This window comes from Aeromonas sp. BIGb0405, assembly GCF_024807335.1.
Taxonomy (GTDB): domain Bacteria; phylum Pseudomonadota; class Gammaproteobacteria; order Enterobacterales; family Aeromonadaceae; genus Aeromonas; species Aeromonas rivuli.
In genome coordinates this window covers 25,019-41,606 of record NZ_JANUEP010000017.1, presented here as the reverse complement: position 1 = coordinate 41,606, position 16,588 = coordinate 25,019, and the positions used below count along the sequence as shown (strand labels likewise).

Below are 16,588 nucleotides of genomic sequence, written 5' to 3'. Positions count from 1 at the left end.
CGTGTTGAGCTAACCCATACTAATTACCCGTGAGGCTTAACCATACAACACCCAAGAAGTGTTCTGAGACTTGTAGCAAGTGCGAGACTACTTACAAATTCAGTGATAGTGACGAAGCAAACAGGCTAAGTCGTTATTCACATCAGCTTTCCGGATGAAGTTTTTTGCCTGGCGGCCATAGCGCCGTGGAACCACCTGATCCCATGCCGAACTCAGAAGTGAAACGCGGTAGCGCCGATGGTAGTGTGGCATTCGCCATGCGAGAGTAGGACACTGCCAGGCTCCTAATTACGGTCACAGCGATGTGATTGGCCACAAATGCAGACGCATTTGGCTGGTAGCAAGACCCTGAAGCCCGCTCTCACGAGCGGGCTTTTTTCATGCCTGAAATGTGTTGTGACAGCACATCGGCGCCCCCATTCAACGGGCTGGCAAGTGCTTGCCAGCGGGTCTGCCGAGCCAGACTGCCATGCTGAGCTAACCGATGGGAGCTCGGCTTATTCCCCTGACCCGCCACACGGCAGCAGCATCTCCACCACTCCCTCTTTCAACAGCATATCGATGTGAAAACCAAGCCGCTTGGCTGAATCGCCATTGCAGCAAGGTGCCCTCTCGCAGTCTCTATTCCCCATGCCAAAGGAACACGACCGTTTAGCATCGGGTAGGGTGAGCGTCTCTATTTTCCTTTGGGAGATATGTAGTGGAGAAGGGGGGTAATGCACAGTGACTCGCCTCCTATCCGGTCGTTATCACCGGCATTGATAGTCGTTATAGCCTGGGTGAGGGATGACAATCGCTCTGGCCCCCTTAGACTATCCCTTTCCACGGGAGGACGCGTTCATGTTAGGGATCCATGATTTGGCATTGTTTATCGTATCTGGCCTGCTGCTCAATATCATGCCGGGACCTGACTCCTTGCTGGTCATGTTGCGCAGTGGCTCCCAGGGATGGCGAGCAGGCTCGATGGCGGCGCTTGGAATTGGAACTGGCACCATGGTGCACGTATTGGCGGCGGCATTAGGTCTATCGGCCTTGCTGAGTGCCTCTGCCAGCCTGTTCAGCGTCATCAAGCTGCTGGGGGCGCTCTACCTCATTTATCTGGGCATTGGCTTGCTGTGCGCACGACCTGGCGCCCCCTTGGATAACGGAGCGCTCAAGTTGGCTCCTTTGCCTTATGGCCGCCTCTTCTGGCAAGGATTTCTGACCAATCTTCTCAATCCTAAGGTGGCGCTGTTCTTTCTGGCGTTCGTGCCGCAGTTCATTGCCCCGGATGCTCCCCAGAAGGCGCTGGCGTTCATCTTGCTCGGTTGCATCTTCAATCTGAACGGGATGATCTGGTGCCATCTACTGGCACTGTCGACCGCATTTGCCAGCAGCAAGCTGAGGTTATCTGCCAGGTTGAGCCAATGGCTCCATCGGGTGATGGGGGGGCTTTTTGTCGCGCTGGGGATACGATTGGCGACGGAATAGGAGGGATGGAAGGGGACAGTCGTTTGGTTAAACGAGCGGTCATGTACGCTGTATCACACAGCGCAGTGCAATAGAAAAGGCGCATTCCATCGCTGGAATGCGCCTTGTCCTGCACAGACATGATCGAAGGATCAGTTCATGCCGTAACGTTTGAGTTTCTTGCGCAGGGTACCGCGGTTGATCCCCATCATCACGGCGGCGCGAGTCTGGTTACCACGGGTGTACTGCATGATCACGTCCAGCATGGGAGCTTCGACTTCGGAGAGGACCATATCATACAGATCAATCACTTCCTGACCGTTCAACTGGGCCAGGTAGTTACGCAGGGCCTGTTGCACAGAGTCACGCAGGGGGCGCTGGGTGGGCTCGGCGGCATGATTGTGAGTAGTTGTTACCAATGCATCAGAAGTCAGGGTTTGTTCGAACATATTCGGTCGGCTCTTTAGTTATGCGTTAACCTAATCCATCGAAATACACTTCAAGTGCGCTTAGCTGTGCATCTGCACAATCCAACGCATTGAAGTGCTTACGGAATTCTCGGCCCGTCTCTTCTTCATCCAGATACCAACCCACGTGTTTACGGGCAATGCGCGCTCCCAGAAAGGCACCGTAAAACTGATGCAGATTGGTTACATGCTCGTTCATCAGGGTGCGAACCTCATCCCTTCCGGGAGGTGGCAGCTTGGTTCCTGTCTCAAGAAAATGACGGATTTCCCGGAAAATCCACGGTCGTCCTTGCGCTGCACGGCCGATCATCACGGCGTCGACGCCGGTATAGTCGAGGACATACCGGGCCTTCTCCGGGCTGTCTATGTCGCCATTGGCGACAACAGGAATCGATACGGCCTGCTTAATCGCCCTGATAGTGTCGTACTCGGCTTCGCCCTTGTAGAGGCAGGAGCGAGTGCGACCATGCACGGCAAGGGCCGCGATACCGCAATCTTCGGCGATTCGGGCGATCTCCTCGCCATTGCGGTTATCCGGATCCCATCCTGTGCGGATCTTCAAGGTGACAGGCACCTCCACTGCATCGACCACGGCCCGGCAGATAGTTCTGACCAGATCGGGTTGGCGCAGCAGGGCGGAACCTGCCAACTTCTTATTCACTTTTTTTGCTGGACACCCCATGTTGATGTCGACGATCTGAGCGCCCTGCTCCACGTTGTAGCGGGCGGCAAACGCCATCATCTCCGGGTCGGCTCCAGCAATCTGGACCGATCGCAGTCCCGCTTCGGCAGAGTGATCCATCCGCATCCTGGTCTTCTGGGTATCCCAGACGTCCGGATTGGCCAGCAGCATCTCGGAAACGGCCATGCCAGCTCCCAATCGCAAGCAAAGCTCACGAAATGGTCGGTCTGTTACACCGGCCATGGGGGCCACAATCAAGGGAGTTTCAAGCGTGTGGGGACCTATCTGCATTCCACGGTTACCATCGGCTTAGGGCGGCGTATATTACGCATTTTTTAGTCAGGATAAAAGGTTAGTATTTGAGCGTCAGGCATTTTTTTATGAAAAAAACGGCCAGCGAGCCCTTGCAAATTCAGGAGTGCTTGAAAATCGGGCAAATTGTGATGGGGGCTGCCGTCAGCTTGGGTGAAGGGATACAATCGAATTACCCGTGACCAGATCCCCGGGCATTGCGTTATGATAATTGCCCTGCGTTGAGTAAAAACTCCAAACATTTTTATTATAAACAGCACGACCAACAGATTGGGGAAGTATGAGATCACGCGTTATCTGCCAGCTGGCATCCTGCCTGTTATGGCTCATGCTGACGCCGGCCCAGGCGCAGTCACTCAGCTTTAGCCAGGCCTGGAGCACGGTGTTGCAGCAAGACGAGGGGTTGGCCGCAGAGCAAGCCGGTGTCGACCGTGCCAAGCAGCTACGGGAAGCGGCCAAGGCCATGTATCTGCCCAAGGTGGACCTTGGGGCAAGCTACACCCATCTCGACAAACCGGTCGAGCTGGACATGCTGGATCTCAATCCCATTGCCAATCATCCCGAGTTTGGTCAGATCCTGGGGCCCGTCATGCAGGCATTGCAGATCGGTGCCAGCGATTTTGTCACCCCTCTCACCAAGCAGAACGTGGTGACCAGCTCGGTCAAGATGCTGTGGCCGCTGTTCGTCGGTGGGCGCATCGATGCCGCTCAGGATATCCGCCAGGCTCAGGTGCTGGAGGCTCAGGAGCAACTGGTGCTCAAACAGCAGGCCAGTTTCGAGAGCCTCTCCCAGACTTATTTCGGCGTGGTGCTGGCGGCGCAGGTGGTGCAGACCAAGCAGGAGATCGAGCAGGGATTGGCCCATCACCTCGATCATGCCCGCAAGCTGGAGGCGCAGGGCCAGATAGCCAAGGTGGAGCGGCTCTCGGCTCAGTCGGCCTATGACAGGGCGCGTATCGATACCCAGAAGTATCGCCGTAGCCTGGAGATCGCTGAACTGGCCCTGGCCCGGATGCTCAAACTCAAGGGTGCCGAGCCCGGCAACCCCCTGTTTATCAATGCCAAGATGCCACCGATGGATGCCTTGGTGCAGGAGACCCTGACGGTGCACCCCGGGCTCAAGCTGCTGGCGGCGAAGAAGCAGCAGGCTCAGGGGCTCATCAAGCTGGAGAAGGGCAAGTACGCCCCCGAGCTGTTCCTGTTTGGTAATTACAACCTCTATGAAGATGACTCCATCACCTCCAGCCTGACCCCGGACTGGCTGGTCGGGGTCGGCGTCAGCATGCCGTTGGTGAGCCGGGATGGCCGCTCCGACACCGTGCAGGCGGCCAAGAGTGCCGAGTTGCAGGTCAATCTGCTCCAAGCCAAGACCCGCGAGGATCTGGAGCTGCTGGTCGAGAAGACCTGGCGCGAAGCGGCCCAGGGGATGGAGGAGTATCAGGCCCTCGACTCGACCCAGCAATTGGCACAGGAGAATGTCTCCCTGCGCGACAAGGCATTCGCCCAGGGGCTCTCCACCTCGCTGGATGTGGTGGATGCCCGCAATCAGCTGGCCGGGGTAAAGACTCAGCGCGCCGCAGCGGCTTACCAGTACGTGGTATCGCTGGCGCGGCTGTTGGCGCTCTCCGGCCAGATGAACAGCTTCAATCAATACCAGTATGCCCAGGCCACCGAGGTGCGCTCATGAAGCACCTGCCTTGCAGTGCAGGTGCACCGGCTTGCCGTTTCAATGAGCACCCTCACTCCCTGGAGGCCACGGCGCCAGCCTTATCCATTGTCTGTTTCTGTGTCGGCCGCACTGGCCCCGTTATCGAGGTATCAGCATGAGTCACTCCCCCATACGGCAGAAGATGCGCCAAGGTCGGCCGTTGTTGTTGCTCCTGGCGTTGGCATTGCTGGTTATCTGGCTTGGCTGGCGCTTCTGGCTGGCGTATCAGCCTGAACCGGTGCGGTTGCAGGGTCAGATAGAAGCGCAGCAGTATGCGGTCTCCTCCAAGGTGGCCGGGCGAATCGATCAGGTGCTGGTGAAAAAGGGGGATAAGCTGGACAAGGATCAGCTGGTGTTCACCCTGGCTAGCCCTGAAATAGAGGCCAAGTTGAGCCAGGCCAAGGCGGGCGAGGCGGCGGCCGGAGCCCTGGCGCAAGAGGCCGAAAATGGCGCTCGTGCCCAGCAGATAGCGGCCGCCAAGGATCAATGGCAGCAAGCCAAGGTGGCGGCCACCCTGCGGGGAACAACCTATCAGCGGGTCGCCAACTTGCACAGGGATGGCGTCATGCCGTTGCAAAAACGCGATGAGGCCTGGACTGCCTGGCAGGCGGCCAAGTACAGCGAAGGCATGGCCTGGCAGCAGTATCAACTAGCCCTGGAAGGGGCGCGAGCCGAAACCAAGCTGGCGGCGCGGGAGAAGGTCAAGATGGCGGCGGGCTCCGTGGCCGAAGTGGAGGCCTATCTGGCCGATACCCGCATCACCAGCCCCCATGCCGGTGAGGTTGCCCAGGTGCTGCTGCAAAGCGGCGAGCTGGCTCCTCAGGGCTTCCCCGTGGTGACCCTGCTCGATATGCAAGATGCCTGGGCCCAGTTCCATGTGCGCGAAGATCTGCTGCCCCGCTTCCAGGTCGGCAGCGAGTTCGATGCCAGTATTCCCGGTCTGGGCGATCAGTCGGTGCGCTTCAAGGTGACCCATGTCGCCGTGATGGGGGACTTTGCTACCTGGCGTGCGACTGATACCCGTCAGGGGTTTGATATGAAGAGCTTCCAGGTCGAAGCCCGGCCGCTGCAGCCCGTAGATGGGTTGAGAGTCGGCATGAGCGTCCTGGTTCAACTCTGATGAGAGAGGAGCTGCGCCAGCTCTGGCGTGATCCGTTCGGCCGTGCATTGGCCAGCTGGCTGCCCCTGCTGCTGATGGGGCTGCTGTGCTGGATCTTTTCCGCCGGTCTGGCACGGGATCTCAACATAGGCCTGGTGGATCTGGACAAGAGTCAGCTCTCCCGCCAGCTTGCCTTCTCTCTGGACGGCTCCTCGGGTCTCAAGCTGGGGGCCGAGTTTGATACTGTCAGCGAGGGCAGTCACGCCCTGCGTGGGGGGGATATCTACGCCCTGGTGGTGATCCCTCACCATCTGGATCGGGATGCCCGTGAGGGTCTTCAGCCCCAGGTCACAGTGTTCAACAATGGCCAGTTCATCCTGATTGCCAAACTGGTCAATTCGGCACTGGCCCAGGTCGTTGGCACCCTCAATGGCCAGGTCGGGGTATTGAGTGCCCTGGCCGAGGGGCAGGCACTGCCGGGGGCCATGGGCCAGGCGCTGCCCATCAACAATCAGATCACGGCGCTCTATAACCTCAACTCCAGTTATGCCCAGTTCCTGCTCAGCGCCGTGTTGCCTGCGGTCTGGCAGATATTGGTGGTGCTCTATGGTTTGAACTCCCTGGCCCGTGCCGACAGGTTGGGCCAGAGATGGCGCGCTGAAGGGGTCTGGCAGGGCCTGTGGCGCAAGCTGGCCCCGAATCTGCTCATCGGGTGGGGCTGGGGGCTGGGATGGAGCCTGATGCTGTTCAAGGTGCTGGATTATCCCATGCAGGGCAGTTGGCTTGTGTTGACTCTTGGATTGGGTCTCACCACAGCCGCCTGCCTCAGCGTGGGCGCCTTGCTCTATGCCCTGCTAAGGGATGCGGCGAGGGCACTCTCCATGGCGGGGGCCCTGACGGCCCCCGGTTTTGCCTTCATGGGGGTCACCTTTCCGACCAGCGCCATGGGCAGTTTCGCCGAAGGGTGGCGTAGCCTGCTGCCAGTCTCCCACTATATCGAGTTGCAGGTGGGTCAGGCCAACTATGGCCAGTCTCTGGCTCAAGCCTTGCCCCAACTGGCGCCGCTGCTCCTGTTCATGCCACTGTTCTGGGTGGTGGCACGCCGCTATCGGACCGACGTCCTTTCCCCGTCCCCCCATGGGAAGGAGCCTGGTCCATGTTAGGTTTTTGGGATCTGGTACGTCTCGAGCTGCGTACCCTGCTATCGGACCGGGCCATCATGCTGACCCTGTTTGGCGGCGTGCTCTTCTACTCCTTCCTCTATCCCCAACCCTATTTGCAGCAACTGCCTCGGGAAGAGCCGGTGGTGGTGATCAACGAGGATGGCAGCCAGCTCTCGCGCCAGCTTGAGTTTATGGCCGATGCGACGGCCCAGGTTCGCCTGGTCGCTCGGGTGAGCAGTCTGGATGAGGCGCGTCAGTGGCTCATGGAGGGTCGGGCCAGCGGCATACTGCTGATCCCCCGCCACTTCTATCGGGACTTGTTGCAGGGCAAGAGCGTGACCTTAAGCTATAGCGGTGACGCCTCCTACTTCCTGGTGTATGGCACCATCGCCGAAGGGCTGGCACAGGCGAGCGGCACGCTCGCGGCCCAGATCAAGGTGGCGCGTCTGCTGGTCGAGGGGCAGGCACTGCCCCAGGCGGCCACGGGCTGGAGTGCGGTGGGGCTCAACGTGCTACCCGTATTCAACCCGACCATGGGGTATGTGAACTATGTGGTGCCAGCGGTGTTCGTGCTGATCCTGCATCAGGTGTTGCTGATGGGGGCCGGCATCCTGGGGGCCACCCAGAATCAGCAAAGCGAGCGGGGAGAGGCGGGTTATTGGCAAAGGGCGCCGGTGCTGTCCCTGTTACTGGCGCGGACTCTGGTGATGGGGGGGCTCTTTCTGATCCCTGTCAGCTACTTCTTCGGTTTCTGTCTGGATCACTACCAGATAACCCGCAGCGCTTCACCGGTGGCGCTCTGGCTATTTGTGCTGCCCTTCGTGCTGGCGACCACCATGCTGGGCGTGCTGTTGGGAGCCCTGTTGTCCAGGCGGGATCTGCCGAGCCAGATAGTGTTGCTCTCATCTCTGCCCCTGGTGTTTCTGGCGGGCTTCATCTGGCCGGTGGAGTTGATCCCGGCACCGCTGAATTGGTTGGCCCAGTGGCTGCCGAGCACCCCGGCCATCGCCGGTTTCCTGCGACTCAACCAGATGGGGGCCGACTTTGTGCAGGTGGCGCCACTGTGGTGGCAGCTCTGGGGGCTGACGGCGCTCTATGGCGCACTCTCCTATTACTGGCTGGCCCGGCGTCAGCGGCCAAGAGCCTGAACGGCAAGGGCCAGCACTGAGGCTGACCCTTGTTGAGTGGTGGGAACAGTCAACCCCGCTGGAGACCGGGGTCGCTGATGGCGTAGATCTGGCCGGCGGCCGTGCTGTCGGCGAGCAGGCTCAGTCCTTGAATGGCAGCATCATGGCGTCGTACCAGGCCGTGGGTCTCCTGACCTTGACTCAATCGTGCCTGACCGGTTGGTTCGCCATCCTGCAAGCCAGCAGGGCGCAATATGGTCCAGGTCAGGGTGCTGGTCTGCAACCAGCTTTCGGCCAGACTCTTGAGGCGGACCTCGTGGCCGAAGGCCGCCCTGGCGCGCTCGGGGAGATGCTGCCAGCTGTCGCCGCACCCAAGGGAGGTGACCAGCAGCAGACGCTTGAGCCCAGCCTCTTCCATCCCATCGATCAGATGGCGATTGCCCTCATAATCCACCGGCTCCGGGCTGCGAAAGCTGCCGAGGGTTGAGACGACCCAGCTATCCTTCCCCGCCAATGCGCAGGCATGGCTCACCGCCTCTTTATCGAGCGCATCCCCCAACAGCACATCGACCCCGATCGCATTCAACGCCTCGGCCGCTTGGGATGAACGCACCATGGCATGGACCTTATGCCCCTGGGCCCTGGCCACGTTTGCGAAGGCAAGTCCCAGCCCCCGGCTGGCTCCGAAGATAAGAATGGTGGGCATGACCCTCTCCTGTTTGCGAAAAGGTTAGCCTAAGGGTTCATGATGGAGGTGTAAATGAGAGCTGTTATTATTTGAGGGGTGTAGCAGAGCGGGCCACCGGGGCCCGCAGGGTGTTTAGCCGTTGTAGTGGCCGATACTGGGGCGACGGCTCGGACCACTGAGCTGAATATCCACCGGATTGAATGCCTTGATCGCCTCGAAGCTGAAGTCGCCAATGGCCTGATGCAGACTCTGGGGGCTGTGGTTGGTGATGATGATGACGCTCTTGGAGAGGTTGCGGCGCCGGCGCAGCAGGTGGCCGAGGAAGCTGGACTGGCTCTCCGCCATCTTGGCCCTGTTGGCGGCCACCTCGTCGAGGATCAGCAGATCAACTTCTTCCAGGGCACGGCGATACTGGTTGCGCTCCTCCTGATCCTGGATGACGTTGAAGAAGAGCCTGTCCACCACCGAGGCCCACTGCTGGAAGATCACCGATTTCTGGTGCTGCTCGATCAGTTCGTGTGCCACGGCCCCGGCCAGGGTCGACTTGCCGGTGCCATAGTCACCATAGATGAGCATGCAACCGCCACCGCTCTTCTCCCAATGCTCGAAGCCGCTGATGAAGTAGCGTGCGGTCTCCATGGGGTATTGCAGGCTGGGATCCCCGCTATCCATGCGCTCGAAGACCCATTCCGGATTGAGGTCGGCCTGGGCGATCAGTTTCTGAATGCGCTCCTGACGGGCCGTTTTCTGCAGCTGGCGCACCTCGGCATTGGCCTTGGCGTCGTACTCTTTACGCAGGGTTTCGTAGTCGTACTGGCCGCCGCCGGTCTCGGCCTGCAGCTTGCGGATCCGCTCGAGCAGACCGCCCACATGACGGCTCAATTCTGGGTCATGGACTCGGTTGTCCTGTTTGGCCTTGGCGATACGTTGCCGCTTGGCTTCGATCTCGGCCAGCTCCTGGCGCAGGGGATCCTGTTCATCTGCCATCTTGATATGCTCCTGGTGCCGGGGTGGCGATCATTGTTCGGGTTGGGGCTAGCTCAATCATGCTCGCTCTCTTGCTGCTCGGCCAGCCGTTTGGCCTGCTCTATCATCTCCTGGGCGCGTTTGCTCGGGCCGGAAGAGACGGGATCTGCGCTCACCTGCTGGTAGCCTTGTACCTCGGTTTGCGAGCGACGAACATAGCGACGGGTCTTGAGGGCCCGGATGAATTTGAGCATCCACTGGTGCTGGGAGTCAAAAACCTCGGGACGCCCCAGCCAGTAAGCGATGAACTCGCCGAGATCCTCCTCGCTGTAGCTGGCATCTATGACGCCACAGAGGCGCGCCAGCGCGGGCAGCTCCTCGTCCGGACGCCAGTGCAGGTGCATCTGGAAGGGCCGCTCAGGCAAGGGGCTGCGGCTGCGTTGGTTCAGCAGGGGCAGAGTAAAGGTGCACTGGTGATAGTGCTCACTCTCCACCGGGCTCTCAATATGCAGCAAGCCTGCCTCGATCAGCTCGTCAAACAGGGCGGTGAGCTGGCGGGCATTGACCTGATAACTGAAGCCGCTGGCATCCATGGGATCGACCACCGCCAAGGTGCGTCCCAGTTCAGGATAACTGAGCCGGGGGGGCTGGTTCTCCATGATCAGTCGCCGCAACTGCAGACTGTAGAGGCTGCGAGCCGGATGAGACAATCTGGGATGGGCGAGGGCGCTGTATTCGGCTGGAGTCATGGCGTTCTTCGCTAGCTAGGATGGCGCCATTATCCCCCATGGGCTGGCTGGGCACAATTAAGGGCTGATCCTGGGCGCATTCTGATTGGCTGCTGCGAATAACCCGTCTCTAGACAGGGATTAATAATCATGCGTATTTTTGCGGGGTCACCCCGTCCGCGGGGGACGGCTGTGGTCTAGGATTAGGCTCTAATCGGCATGAACCACAAGAGTTGTAGCAAGATGTTAAGAGCCGGAATCAGGATCCTGGTGGTGGAGGACGAAGCTGTCTTTCGCCACATGTTGGTGAATTATCTAGAGAATGAAGGAGCTTGCGTGTTCCAGGCCGAGGATGGCATCGAGGGATTGTCCGGGGCTGCCCTCTATCATCCCGATATAGTGCTGTGCGATCTGGGCATGCCCAATCTGGATGGTCATGAGGTGATTGCCTGCCTGGTAGCGCGTTACCCCCAGATCCCCATCATCGTCATCTCGGGCCAGAACCGGATGGAAGAGGTCGGCCGTGCCCTGCGCGGTGGCGCCCGGGATTTTCTGCTCAAGCCCATTCGTGACTGGCCCCAGGTGGCGCAGAGCATCAATCAGTGCCTGTCGGCCCCAGATCTCTCCAGCCCGCAGCTGGAATTGGTCGAACACCTCCATTACTTTCGCCACCATGACGGCGCGGCAACCCGCTTGCTTGGCAATCTATCGACCCCGGTCTTGCAGGAGTGGGGCCCCTGGCAGGTCACGTTCGAGGGAATGGGCAACCTCTTCATCCCGGATACGTTCAGGGTGGACAACCGCCTTCTGGTGCTGGTGATGGAGCTGCCGGTGTTGGCTGCGGATGCCGCCTTCTGCGGCGCCCTGGTGCGCTCACTGCTCAATGTCCCCTATCGCGAGTATCAACAGAGGGAGAGCCAGCTACTGGCTCAGCCCCACCGATTGCTGGCCTATCTCAATTGGCAGTTGATGGAGTCTGGCCTGCGTCACTCCTTCTCGATGGCCGCTCTGCTGTTTGACGAAGAAGAGGGCCTCAGCTTTGCCAATGCCGGGATCACTTCCCCCCATTGGCTGATGCGTAGCGGCGGGCTTCCCCTTGGTCTGATGCGGGATGGCCACTACCGGCTTCATAAACGGAGTTGGCACGATCCCTTCGAACTGCAGATCCGCAGTGACACGGGTTGTGCCCTGCATATGCAGGTGCGCCACCACTAGCCTCTCGCCACCCAATCCATAAAAAGAGGGCACCCAATGGGTGCCCTCTTTGTCATGACGGTCGCTATGGGCAATCAGACGGTCGCTGAGTGCAGTTTCTTGTCATCTTGCTCGTCAGGTGCCTCGGTATGGCCTTCGGCCCCGTGCATCCAGTAGACCAGGCGGTTGGCCATGGTCAGCAGCAGCAGAGCACTGAGCACGGCGGCAGCGGCGATGCCACCGAAGATGGCAATGGCACCGGACTCGCCCACGAAGGAGCCAATGAAGCCGGCGGCATAGTTGGCCAGGGCAACAAAGCCGAACCAGGCACCCATCATCAGGGAGGCCAGGCGCAGGGGAGCCAGCTTGGTCACCATGGAGAGGCCGATGGGGGAGAGGCAGAGCTCACCCAGGGTGTGGAACAGGTAAGCGCCAACCAGCCAGAACATGGAGGTCTTGACGCTCTGATCGCCACCTTGCTCCAGCACGGCACCGATCATGAACAGGAAACCTATGGCCAGGAACAGCAGGCCCATAGCGAACTTCACCGGGGAGTTTGGCTCTTTCTTGCCAAGCTTGATCCAGATGGCGGCAACCAGGGGGGCCAGGGTGATGATGAAGAAGGGGTTCAGGGATTGGAACCAGGCAGTCGGCACCTCGAAGCTGCCGATCATGCGGTCGGTATACTCCTGGGTGTAGAGGTTCATCAGACCGCCAGCTTGTTCGAAGCCAGCCCAGAAGATGATGGTGAACAGACCCAGAATGAGGATGACCTTGATACGATCCACTTCCTGCTTGGTCAGGGGAGCCTTCTGGTTTTTGGAGCGCTTGGCGGCAGCCAGCTTGGCCGCAGGAACCCGGCCAATGTCGCCGAGGAAGTTCTGCGCCATGGTCGCTTGCAGCACCAGGGAGAGCAGCATGCCGATGCCGGCGCCGACGAAGGCGGCCTGCCAGCCATAGGCGGTGGCAGCAGCCCCACAGATCACCCCGGCCAGCAGGGAGCCCAGGTTGATACCCATGTAGAAGATGGTGAAGGCACCGTCACGACGGTGATCCCCTTCCTGATAGAGATCGCCCACCATGGTGGAGATGTTCGGTTTGAACAGGCCATTGCCCACGATCAGCAGGGCGAGGCCCGCGTAGAAGACGCTATTGACCATGTCCGGGAACATGGCATGGGGCAGGGCCAGGGTGAATTGCCCCGCGGCCATCAGGATGGCACCGATCAGGATGGAGCGGCGTTGTCCGAGTACAGTGTCGGCCAGCCAGCCACCGATGAGCGGCGTGATATAGACCAGACCCGTGTAGATGCCGTAGAGCTTGAGGGCATCGGCCTGACTCCAGCCCATGCCGCCGTTGGCGGTCAGGTCGGTCAGATAGAGCACCAGTACAGCACGCATGCCGTAGTAGGAGAACCGCTCCCACAGTTCGGTACTAAAGAGCAAAAAGAGCCCTTTAGGGTGACCTAAAAAGGTCCCTTTTGACGGATTATTCATGGAACTTCCACCTGTATCTTTTATTTTTTTAGGAATTTTATGCAAGGGCTCGGAACAAGCCTTAAACCTTATAAAACAAGCGTGATTGAATTACAAGGTCATGATTTGGTAGTTAATTGTTTGCTCAAAGCTGAATATTTGTTGATAAAATGAAAACGGGGCATCAAATGATGCCCCGTTTAATATTCTGTTTAATGGCGAAAAATTCAGCGTTTACAACTGTTTGGCAAACTGAGCCAGCCACTGTCTGAATTCTGCGCCGAGCTCGCCATGGCGGGCCGCGTACTCGACATTGGCTTTCATATAACCGAGCTTGCTGCCGCAATCATGGCTTCTGCCCTTCATGGAGTAAGCGTTGACCTGCTCGCGCTCCATCAGCATGGCGATGGCGTCGGTCAGCTGGATCTCGTCGCCGGCACCGGCGGGCGTCTTCTCCAGCAGCGGCCAGATGTTGGCCGACAGCACATAACGACCCACCACCGCCAGGTTGGAGGGGGCCTCATCCCGGGGCGGCTTCTCGACGATGGCCTGCATCGGCAGGGACATGCCAGCGGTCAGCTCCTCCCCTTTGACGTCGGCGATGCCGTATTTGTCGACCTCGCTCTGGGGCACGGTCTCGACCATGATCTGGCTGATCTGGTCTGCCTCAAACAGATGCACCATCTCGGCCAGGTTATCTTGCTTGAGATCGCTGGCCATCTCGTCGATCAGTACGTCCGGCAGCAGCACGGCAAAGGGGTTGTCGCCGATCAGCGGACGGGCGCAGAGCACCGCATGGCCCAGCCCTTTGGCTTCTCCCTGGCGGACATGCATGATGGTCACGTCCTTGGGACAGATTTGCTGCACCTCTTCCAGCAGTTGGCGCTTGACCCGCTTCTCCAGGGTCGCTTCCAGCTCGAAACTCTTGTCGAAATGGTTCTCGATAGAGTTCTTGCTGGAGTGGGTGACCAGGATGATCTCCTTGATCCCGGCGGCGATGGCTTCACGCACCACATACTGGATCAGGGGTTTGTCGACCACTGGCAACATCTCTTTCGGGATGGCCTTGGTGGCGGGCAACATGCGGGTACCCAGGCCAGCAACGGGTAGCACGGCCTTGCGAACAACGAGCGGTGTCTTTTTCATGGAGATATATCCGGTGAGACAAAGTGGGCACATGATACCCGAAGAAAAATGGGGCAGCCACTGGCTGCCCCGGGACATGAGTCCGCTCCTGTCTTACTTGACGATGATCAGATCCCGATTGGCCTCCAGCGTCGCCGGGCCAATGCCACTCACGTCGGCCAGCTGATCCACAGAGTTGAATTTCCCCTGCTTCTCGCGGTAGTCGATGATGGATTGCGCCTTCTTGTCGCCAATGCCCTTGAGGGCGGTCAGCTCGTCCAGGCTGGCCGTATTGAGGTTGATCTTGCCCGCCTGGTTGGCGGCGTTGCTGGTGACGGCTTGGGTTGCGGTTTTCTCTGCCGCCAGTGCGGGTTGGCCGAGTAACGGCAGGGTTGCCAATAGCACGGCACAGGTGAGTGTGAGACGTTTCATCGACTCTCTTCCTTGAGCAAGGACGCGGGTTGCGCCGTCTTGATGTTTAGCTCAGCGGTGGCCGTTTCTGTCTGTCAGAAATGACAGGGGAGGGCTGCCATTTCTGACAGGGAATAACTCATGATAAACGGCTATAAGCTGGCGGTTCTGATTCGGGTAGACTGAGCTATCTTTTTGACTTGGAAGCTATTTTATGTCCTTTCCCCCAATTGCCGCACTCGAAGCCATCGCCCGGGCCGCAGGCGATGCCATACTGGCCATCTACCAGCAAGCCTTCACCGTGGAGTACAAAGCCGACGAGAGCCCGCTGACGGCGGCAGACAGGGGGGCCCATGACGTGATAGTGGCCGGTTTGGCGCGTCTGACCCCCCATATCCCCGTGTTGTCCGAGGAGTCCGGGGAGGAGGTGTTGCAGGCCAGGCTAGGTTGGCAACGCTATTGGCTGGTGGATCCCCTGGATGGCACCAAGGAGTTTGTCTCCCGCAACGGTGAATTTACCGTCAACATAGCGCTTGTCGAAGAGGGCCGTCCGGTCTGGGGCATGGTCTATGCTCCCGTGCTGAACAAGCTGTGGTATGGCGGCAAGGGGCTGGGGGCATGTTGCCGCGAGGGGGGCGTCAGTCGCTCTATCCAGACCCGGCCTCACCAGGAGGGAACCCCCTGGCGTGTGGTGGGCAGTCGCAATCACCTCTCTCAGGAGACCCTCGATTTTCTGGCCCCCCTTGGGGAGATCGCGCTGGTTTCCATGGGCAGCTCCCTCAAGTTTTGCGTCATCGCCGAGGGCGGAGCCGAGCTCTACCCCAGACTGGCGCCGACCTGCGAATGGGACACCGGCGCCGCGCAGGCGGTCCTGGAAGGGGCGGGGGGCAGTGTCACCCAGCTCGATGGCACCCCCCTCGTATACAACAAGCCGGATATCCTCAATCCCTGGTTTGTGGCGCGAGCCTGAGGCACCGTTCTGGCAAGCAGTGAATGGGCGGGGGATGGCTGCCAGCCTTCCCTCAAAAAAACAGGCCGGACAATGTCCGGCCTGTTGGTTGGTGCTGAGCTGCCCGTGTTCCCTTAGAACACCTTCTTGAATGGCTTGATGGTGACCTTGTCATAGACGCCGGCGGCGACATAGGGGTCAGCATCTGCCCATGCCCGGGCATCGGTCAGGCTGTTGAACTCGGCGATGACGGTCGAGCCGCTGAAGCCCGCATCGGCCGGATCCTCGGCATCGATGGCGGGATTGGGCCCCGCAGTCAGCAGGCGCCCTTCATCCTGCAGCGCCTGCAGCCGGGCGAGGTGGGCGGGGCGAGCCTGTTTGCGCAGGGCCAGGCTGGCGGCCACGTCTTCGGAGTAGATCAGATACCACATGAGAGGATCCTTTTCGGGTTGCGGTTATTTTTTCTGTTCGAGTTTTTGGGCCTCTTTCTGCTCCGCCGGCATATGGCGGTAGAGATAGACGCCGGAGAGCAGGGTGAAGACCAGGGTCAGGCCGAGCAGGCCGAACACCTTGAAGTTGACCCAGACCTCTTGAGGCAGATTGAAGGCGACATAGAGATTGAGCAGGCCGCAGAGGGCGAAGAAACCGGCCCAGGCCAGGTTGACCCTGTCCCAGATGGGATCCGGTGCCTGCAACTCCTTGCCCAGCATCTGCTTGATCAGGTTCTTGCCAAAGCCGTAGCGCGCGATGAGCAGGGCGAGGGCAAACAGGGCATTGATGACGGTCACCTTCCACTTGATGAAGGAGTCATCATGGAAGAAGACGGTCAGACCGCCGAAGAAACCGACCAGGATAAAGGTGAACAGCTGCATCTTCTCGACCTTGCGATAGCGAAGCCAGCTATAGAGCAGCTGCAGACCCGTGACCACCACCAGGGCGCCGGTTGCGGCATAGATGTCCACCATCTTGTAGACGGCAAAGAAAACGATAAGCGGAATAAATTCAAAAAATTGCTTCATGCTGGCTCATTCACCTCGAAATTTCA

17 protein-coding genes and 1 rRNA gene are annotated in these 16,588 nt (G+C 59.4%); 8 read left to right on the top strand and 10 right to left on the bottom strand.

Annotated features, from left to right (window positions below; genetic code table 11):
• Positions 1-167 precede the first annotated feature (167 nt).
• Positions 168-282: ribosomal RNA gene (gene rrf / locus M2366_RS19335) — 5S ribosomal RNA — on the top strand.
• Positions 283-840: 558 nt separating this feature from the next.
• Positions 841-1,470, top strand: coding sequence for a LysE family translocator (locus M2366_RS19330; RefSeq protein WP_259238039.1), 630 nt, complete (start codon positions 841-843; stop codon positions 1,468-1,470).
• A gap of 131 nt (positions 1,471-1,601) precedes the next feature.
• On the opposite strand, the gene fis is transcribed toward M2366_RS19330, so the two are convergent.
• Both fis and dusB read right to left on the bottom strand, forming a co-directional pair.
• On the bottom strand, positions 1,602-1,898 hold the full coding sequence (gene fis / locus M2366_RS19325; RefSeq protein ID WP_005309538.1) for a DNA-binding transcriptional regulator Fis: 297 nt from the start codon (positions 1,896-1,898) through the stop codon (positions 1,602-1,604).
• Positions 1,899-1,923: 25 nt separating this feature from the next.
• Positions 1,924-2,889, bottom strand: coding sequence for a tRNA dihydrouridine synthase DusB (dusB, locus tag M2366_RS19320; protein ID WP_224432113.1), 966 nt, complete (start codon positions 2,887-2,889; stop codon positions 1,924-1,926).
• Positions 2,890-3,238: 349 nt separating this feature from the next.
• Here dusB and M2366_RS19315 point away from each other — a divergent pair, with 349 nt between their 5' ends.
• From M2366_RS19315 to M2366_RS19300, 4 genes are all read left to right on the top strand, one after another.
• The gene (locus tag M2366_RS19315; RefSeq protein WP_259270442.1) at positions 3,239-4,597 is read left to right on the top strand and encodes a TolC family protein; all 1,359 of its coding nucleotides are present in this window, start codon (positions 3,239-3,241) and stop codon (positions 4,595-4,597) included.
• A gap of 136 nt (positions 4,598-4,733) precedes the next feature.
• Complete coding sequence (locus M2366_RS19310; RefSeq protein ID WP_224432114.1) at positions 4,734-5,738, top strand: HlyD family secretion protein; 1,005 nt, start codon at positions 4,734-4,736, stop codon at positions 5,736-5,738.
• Complete coding sequence (locus M2366_RS19305; protein ID WP_259270441.1) at positions 5,738-6,880, top strand: ABC transporter permease; 1,143 nt, start codon at positions 5,738-5,740, stop codon at positions 6,878-6,880. Before M2366_RS19310 ends, M2366_RS19305 begins: the two co-directional genes overlap by 1 nt.
• Entirely contained in the window at positions 6,874-8,028 is a 1,155-nt protein-coding gene (locus tag M2366_RS19300; protein WP_259270440.1) for an ABC transporter permease, read from the top strand. The genes M2366_RS19305 and M2366_RS19300 overlap by 7 nt, the downstream gene beginning before the upstream one ends.
• Before the next feature lie 49 nt (positions 8,029-8,077).
• Here the strand turns inward: M2366_RS19300 and M2366_RS19295 are convergent, their stop codons facing one another.
• The 3 genes from M2366_RS19295 to M2366_RS19285 form a co-directional block, all read right to left on the bottom strand.
• Positions 8,078-8,713, bottom strand: coding sequence for an SDR family oxidoreductase (locus tag M2366_RS19295; protein ID WP_259270439.1), 636 nt, complete (start codon positions 8,711-8,713; stop codon positions 8,078-8,080).
• A 114-nt stretch (positions 8,714-8,827) separates the two neighbouring features.
• Positions 8,828-9,682, bottom strand: coding sequence for a DnaA ATPase domain-containing protein (locus tag M2366_RS19290; protein WP_042041258.1), 855 nt, complete (start codon positions 9,680-9,682; stop codon positions 8,828-8,830).
• A 53-nt stretch (positions 9,683-9,735) separates the two neighbouring features.
• Positions 9,736-10,410, bottom strand: a complete 675-nt coding sequence (locus M2366_RS19285) for a DnaT-like ssDNA-binding domain-containing protein (RefSeq protein WP_042041259.1) — start codon at positions 10,408-10,410, stop codon at positions 9,736-9,738.
• A gap of 222 nt (positions 10,411-10,632) precedes the next feature.
• On the opposite strand from M2366_RS19285, the gene M2366_RS19280 reads away from it, so the two are divergent.
• Positions 10,633-11,604: a response regulator gene (locus M2366_RS19280; RefSeq protein ID WP_224432119.1), complete on the top strand. Its 972-nt coding sequence runs from the start codon at positions 10,633-10,635 to the stop codon at positions 11,602-11,604.
• A gap of 74 nt (positions 11,605-11,678) precedes the next feature.
• Here M2366_RS19280 and M2366_RS19275 read toward each other — a convergent pair whose 3' ends face one another.
• The 3 genes from M2366_RS19275 to M2366_RS19265 all read right to left on the bottom strand — a co-directional run bounded on the left by M2366_RS19275 (position 11,679) and on the right by M2366_RS19265 (position 14,615).
• The gene (locus tag M2366_RS19275) at positions 11,679-13,079 is read right to left on the bottom strand and encodes a peptide MFS transporter (RefSeq protein WP_259270438.1); all 1,401 of its coding nucleotides are present in this window, start codon (positions 13,077-13,079) and stop codon (positions 11,679-11,681) included.
• A gap of 213 nt (positions 13,080-13,292) precedes the next feature.
• Entirely contained in the window at positions 13,293-14,204 is a 912-nt protein-coding gene (galU, locus tag M2366_RS19270; RefSeq protein WP_042041261.1) for a UTP--glucose-1-phosphate uridylyltransferase GalU, read from the bottom strand.
• Positions 14,205-14,297: 93 nt separating this feature from the next.
• Positions 14,298-14,615, bottom strand: a complete 318-nt coding sequence (locus tag M2366_RS19265) for a ComEA family DNA-binding protein (protein ID WP_259238029.1) — start codon at positions 14,613-14,615, stop codon at positions 14,298-14,300.
• A gap of 193 nt (positions 14,616-14,808) precedes the next feature.
• On the opposite strand from M2366_RS19265, the gene cysQ reads away from it, so the two are divergent.
• A complete protein-coding gene (cysQ, locus tag M2366_RS19260) occupies positions 14,809-15,564 on the top strand; it encodes a 3'(2'),5'-bisphosphate nucleotidase CysQ (RefSeq protein WP_259270437.1) in 756 nt (251 codons plus the stop codon).
• A gap of 113 nt (positions 15,565-15,677) precedes the next feature.
• On the opposite strand, the gene M2366_RS19255 is transcribed toward cysQ, so the two are convergent.
• Positions 15,678-15,974: a YciI family protein gene (locus tag M2366_RS19255; protein ID WP_259270436.1), complete on the bottom strand. Its 297-nt coding sequence runs from the start codon at positions 15,972-15,974 to the stop codon at positions 15,678-15,680.
• 24 nt (positions 15,975-15,998) lie between these two features.
• Positions 15,999-16,562, bottom strand: a complete 564-nt coding sequence (locus M2366_RS19250) for a septation protein A (RefSeq protein WP_259270435.1) — start codon at positions 16,560-16,562, stop codon at positions 15,999-16,001.
• Positions 16,563-16,588: the final 26 nt, after the last annotated feature.

Bases quoted from the DNA above. Each gene is read 5' to 3' on its own strand.
- M2366_RS19310 (WP_224432114.1), top strand. From the start codon at position 4,734: ATGAGTCACTCCCCCATACGGCAGAAGATGCGCCAAGGTCGGCCGTTG.
- M2366_RS19265 (WP_259238029.1), bottom strand. From the start codon at position 14,615: ATGAAACGTCTCACACTCACCTGTGCCGTGCTATTGGCAACCCTGCCG.
- M2366_RS19290 (WP_042041258.1), bottom strand. From the start codon at position 9,682: ATGGCAGATGAACAGGATCCCCTGCGCCAGGAGCTGGCCGAGATCGAA.
- M2366_RS19275 (WP_259270438.1), bottom strand. From the start codon at position 13,079: ATGAATAATCCGTCAAAAGGGACCTTTTTAGGTCACCCTAAAGGGCTC.
- galU (WP_042041261.1), bottom strand. From the start codon at position 14,204: ATGAAAAAGACACCGCTCGTTGTTCGCAAGGCCGTGCTACCCGTTGCT.
- cysQ (WP_259270437.1), top strand. From the start codon at position 14,809: ATGTCCTTTCCCCCAATTGCCGCACTCGAAGCCATCGCCCGGGCCGCA.
- M2366_RS19300 (WP_259270440.1), top strand. From the start codon at position 6,874: ATGTTAGGTTTTTGGGATCTGGTACGTCTCGAGCTGCGTACCCTGCTA.
- M2366_RS19280 (WP_224432119.1), top strand. From the start codon at position 10,633: ATGTTAAGAGCCGGAATCAGGATCCTGGTGGTGGAGGACGAAGCTGTC.
- M2366_RS19295 (WP_259270439.1), bottom strand. From the start codon at position 8,713: ATGCCCACCATTCTTATCTTCGGAGCCAGCCGGGGGCTGGGACTTGCC.
- M2366_RS19255 (WP_259270436.1), bottom strand. From the start codon at position 15,974: ATGTGGTATCTGATCTACTCCGAAGACGTGGCCGCCAGCCTGGCCCTG.
- M2366_RS19250 (WP_259270435.1), bottom strand. From the start codon at position 16,562: ATGAAGCAATTTTTTGAATTTATTCCGCTTATCGTTTTCTTTGCCGTC.
- M2366_RS19315 (WP_259270442.1), top strand. From the start codon at position 3,239: ATGCTGACGCCGGCCCAGGCGCAGTCACTCAGCTTTAGCCAGGCCTGG.
- dusB (WP_224432113.1), bottom strand. From the start codon at position 2,889: ATGCAGATAGGTCCCCACACGCTTGAAACTCCCTTGATTGTGGCCCCC.
- M2366_RS19330 (WP_259238039.1), top strand. From the start codon at position 841: ATGTTAGGGATCCATGATTTGGCATTGTTTATCGTATCTGGCCTGCTG.
- M2366_RS19305 (WP_259270441.1), top strand. From the start codon at position 5,738: ATGAGAGAGGAGCTGCGCCAGCTCTGGCGTGATCCGTTCGGCCGTGCA.
- fis (WP_005309538.1), bottom strand. From the start codon at position 1,898: ATGTTCGAACAAACCCTGACTTCTGATGCATTGGTAACAACTACTCAC.
- M2366_RS19285 (WP_042041259.1), bottom strand. From the start codon at position 10,410: ATGACTCCAGCCGAATACAGCGCCCTCGCCCATCCCAGATTGTCTCAT.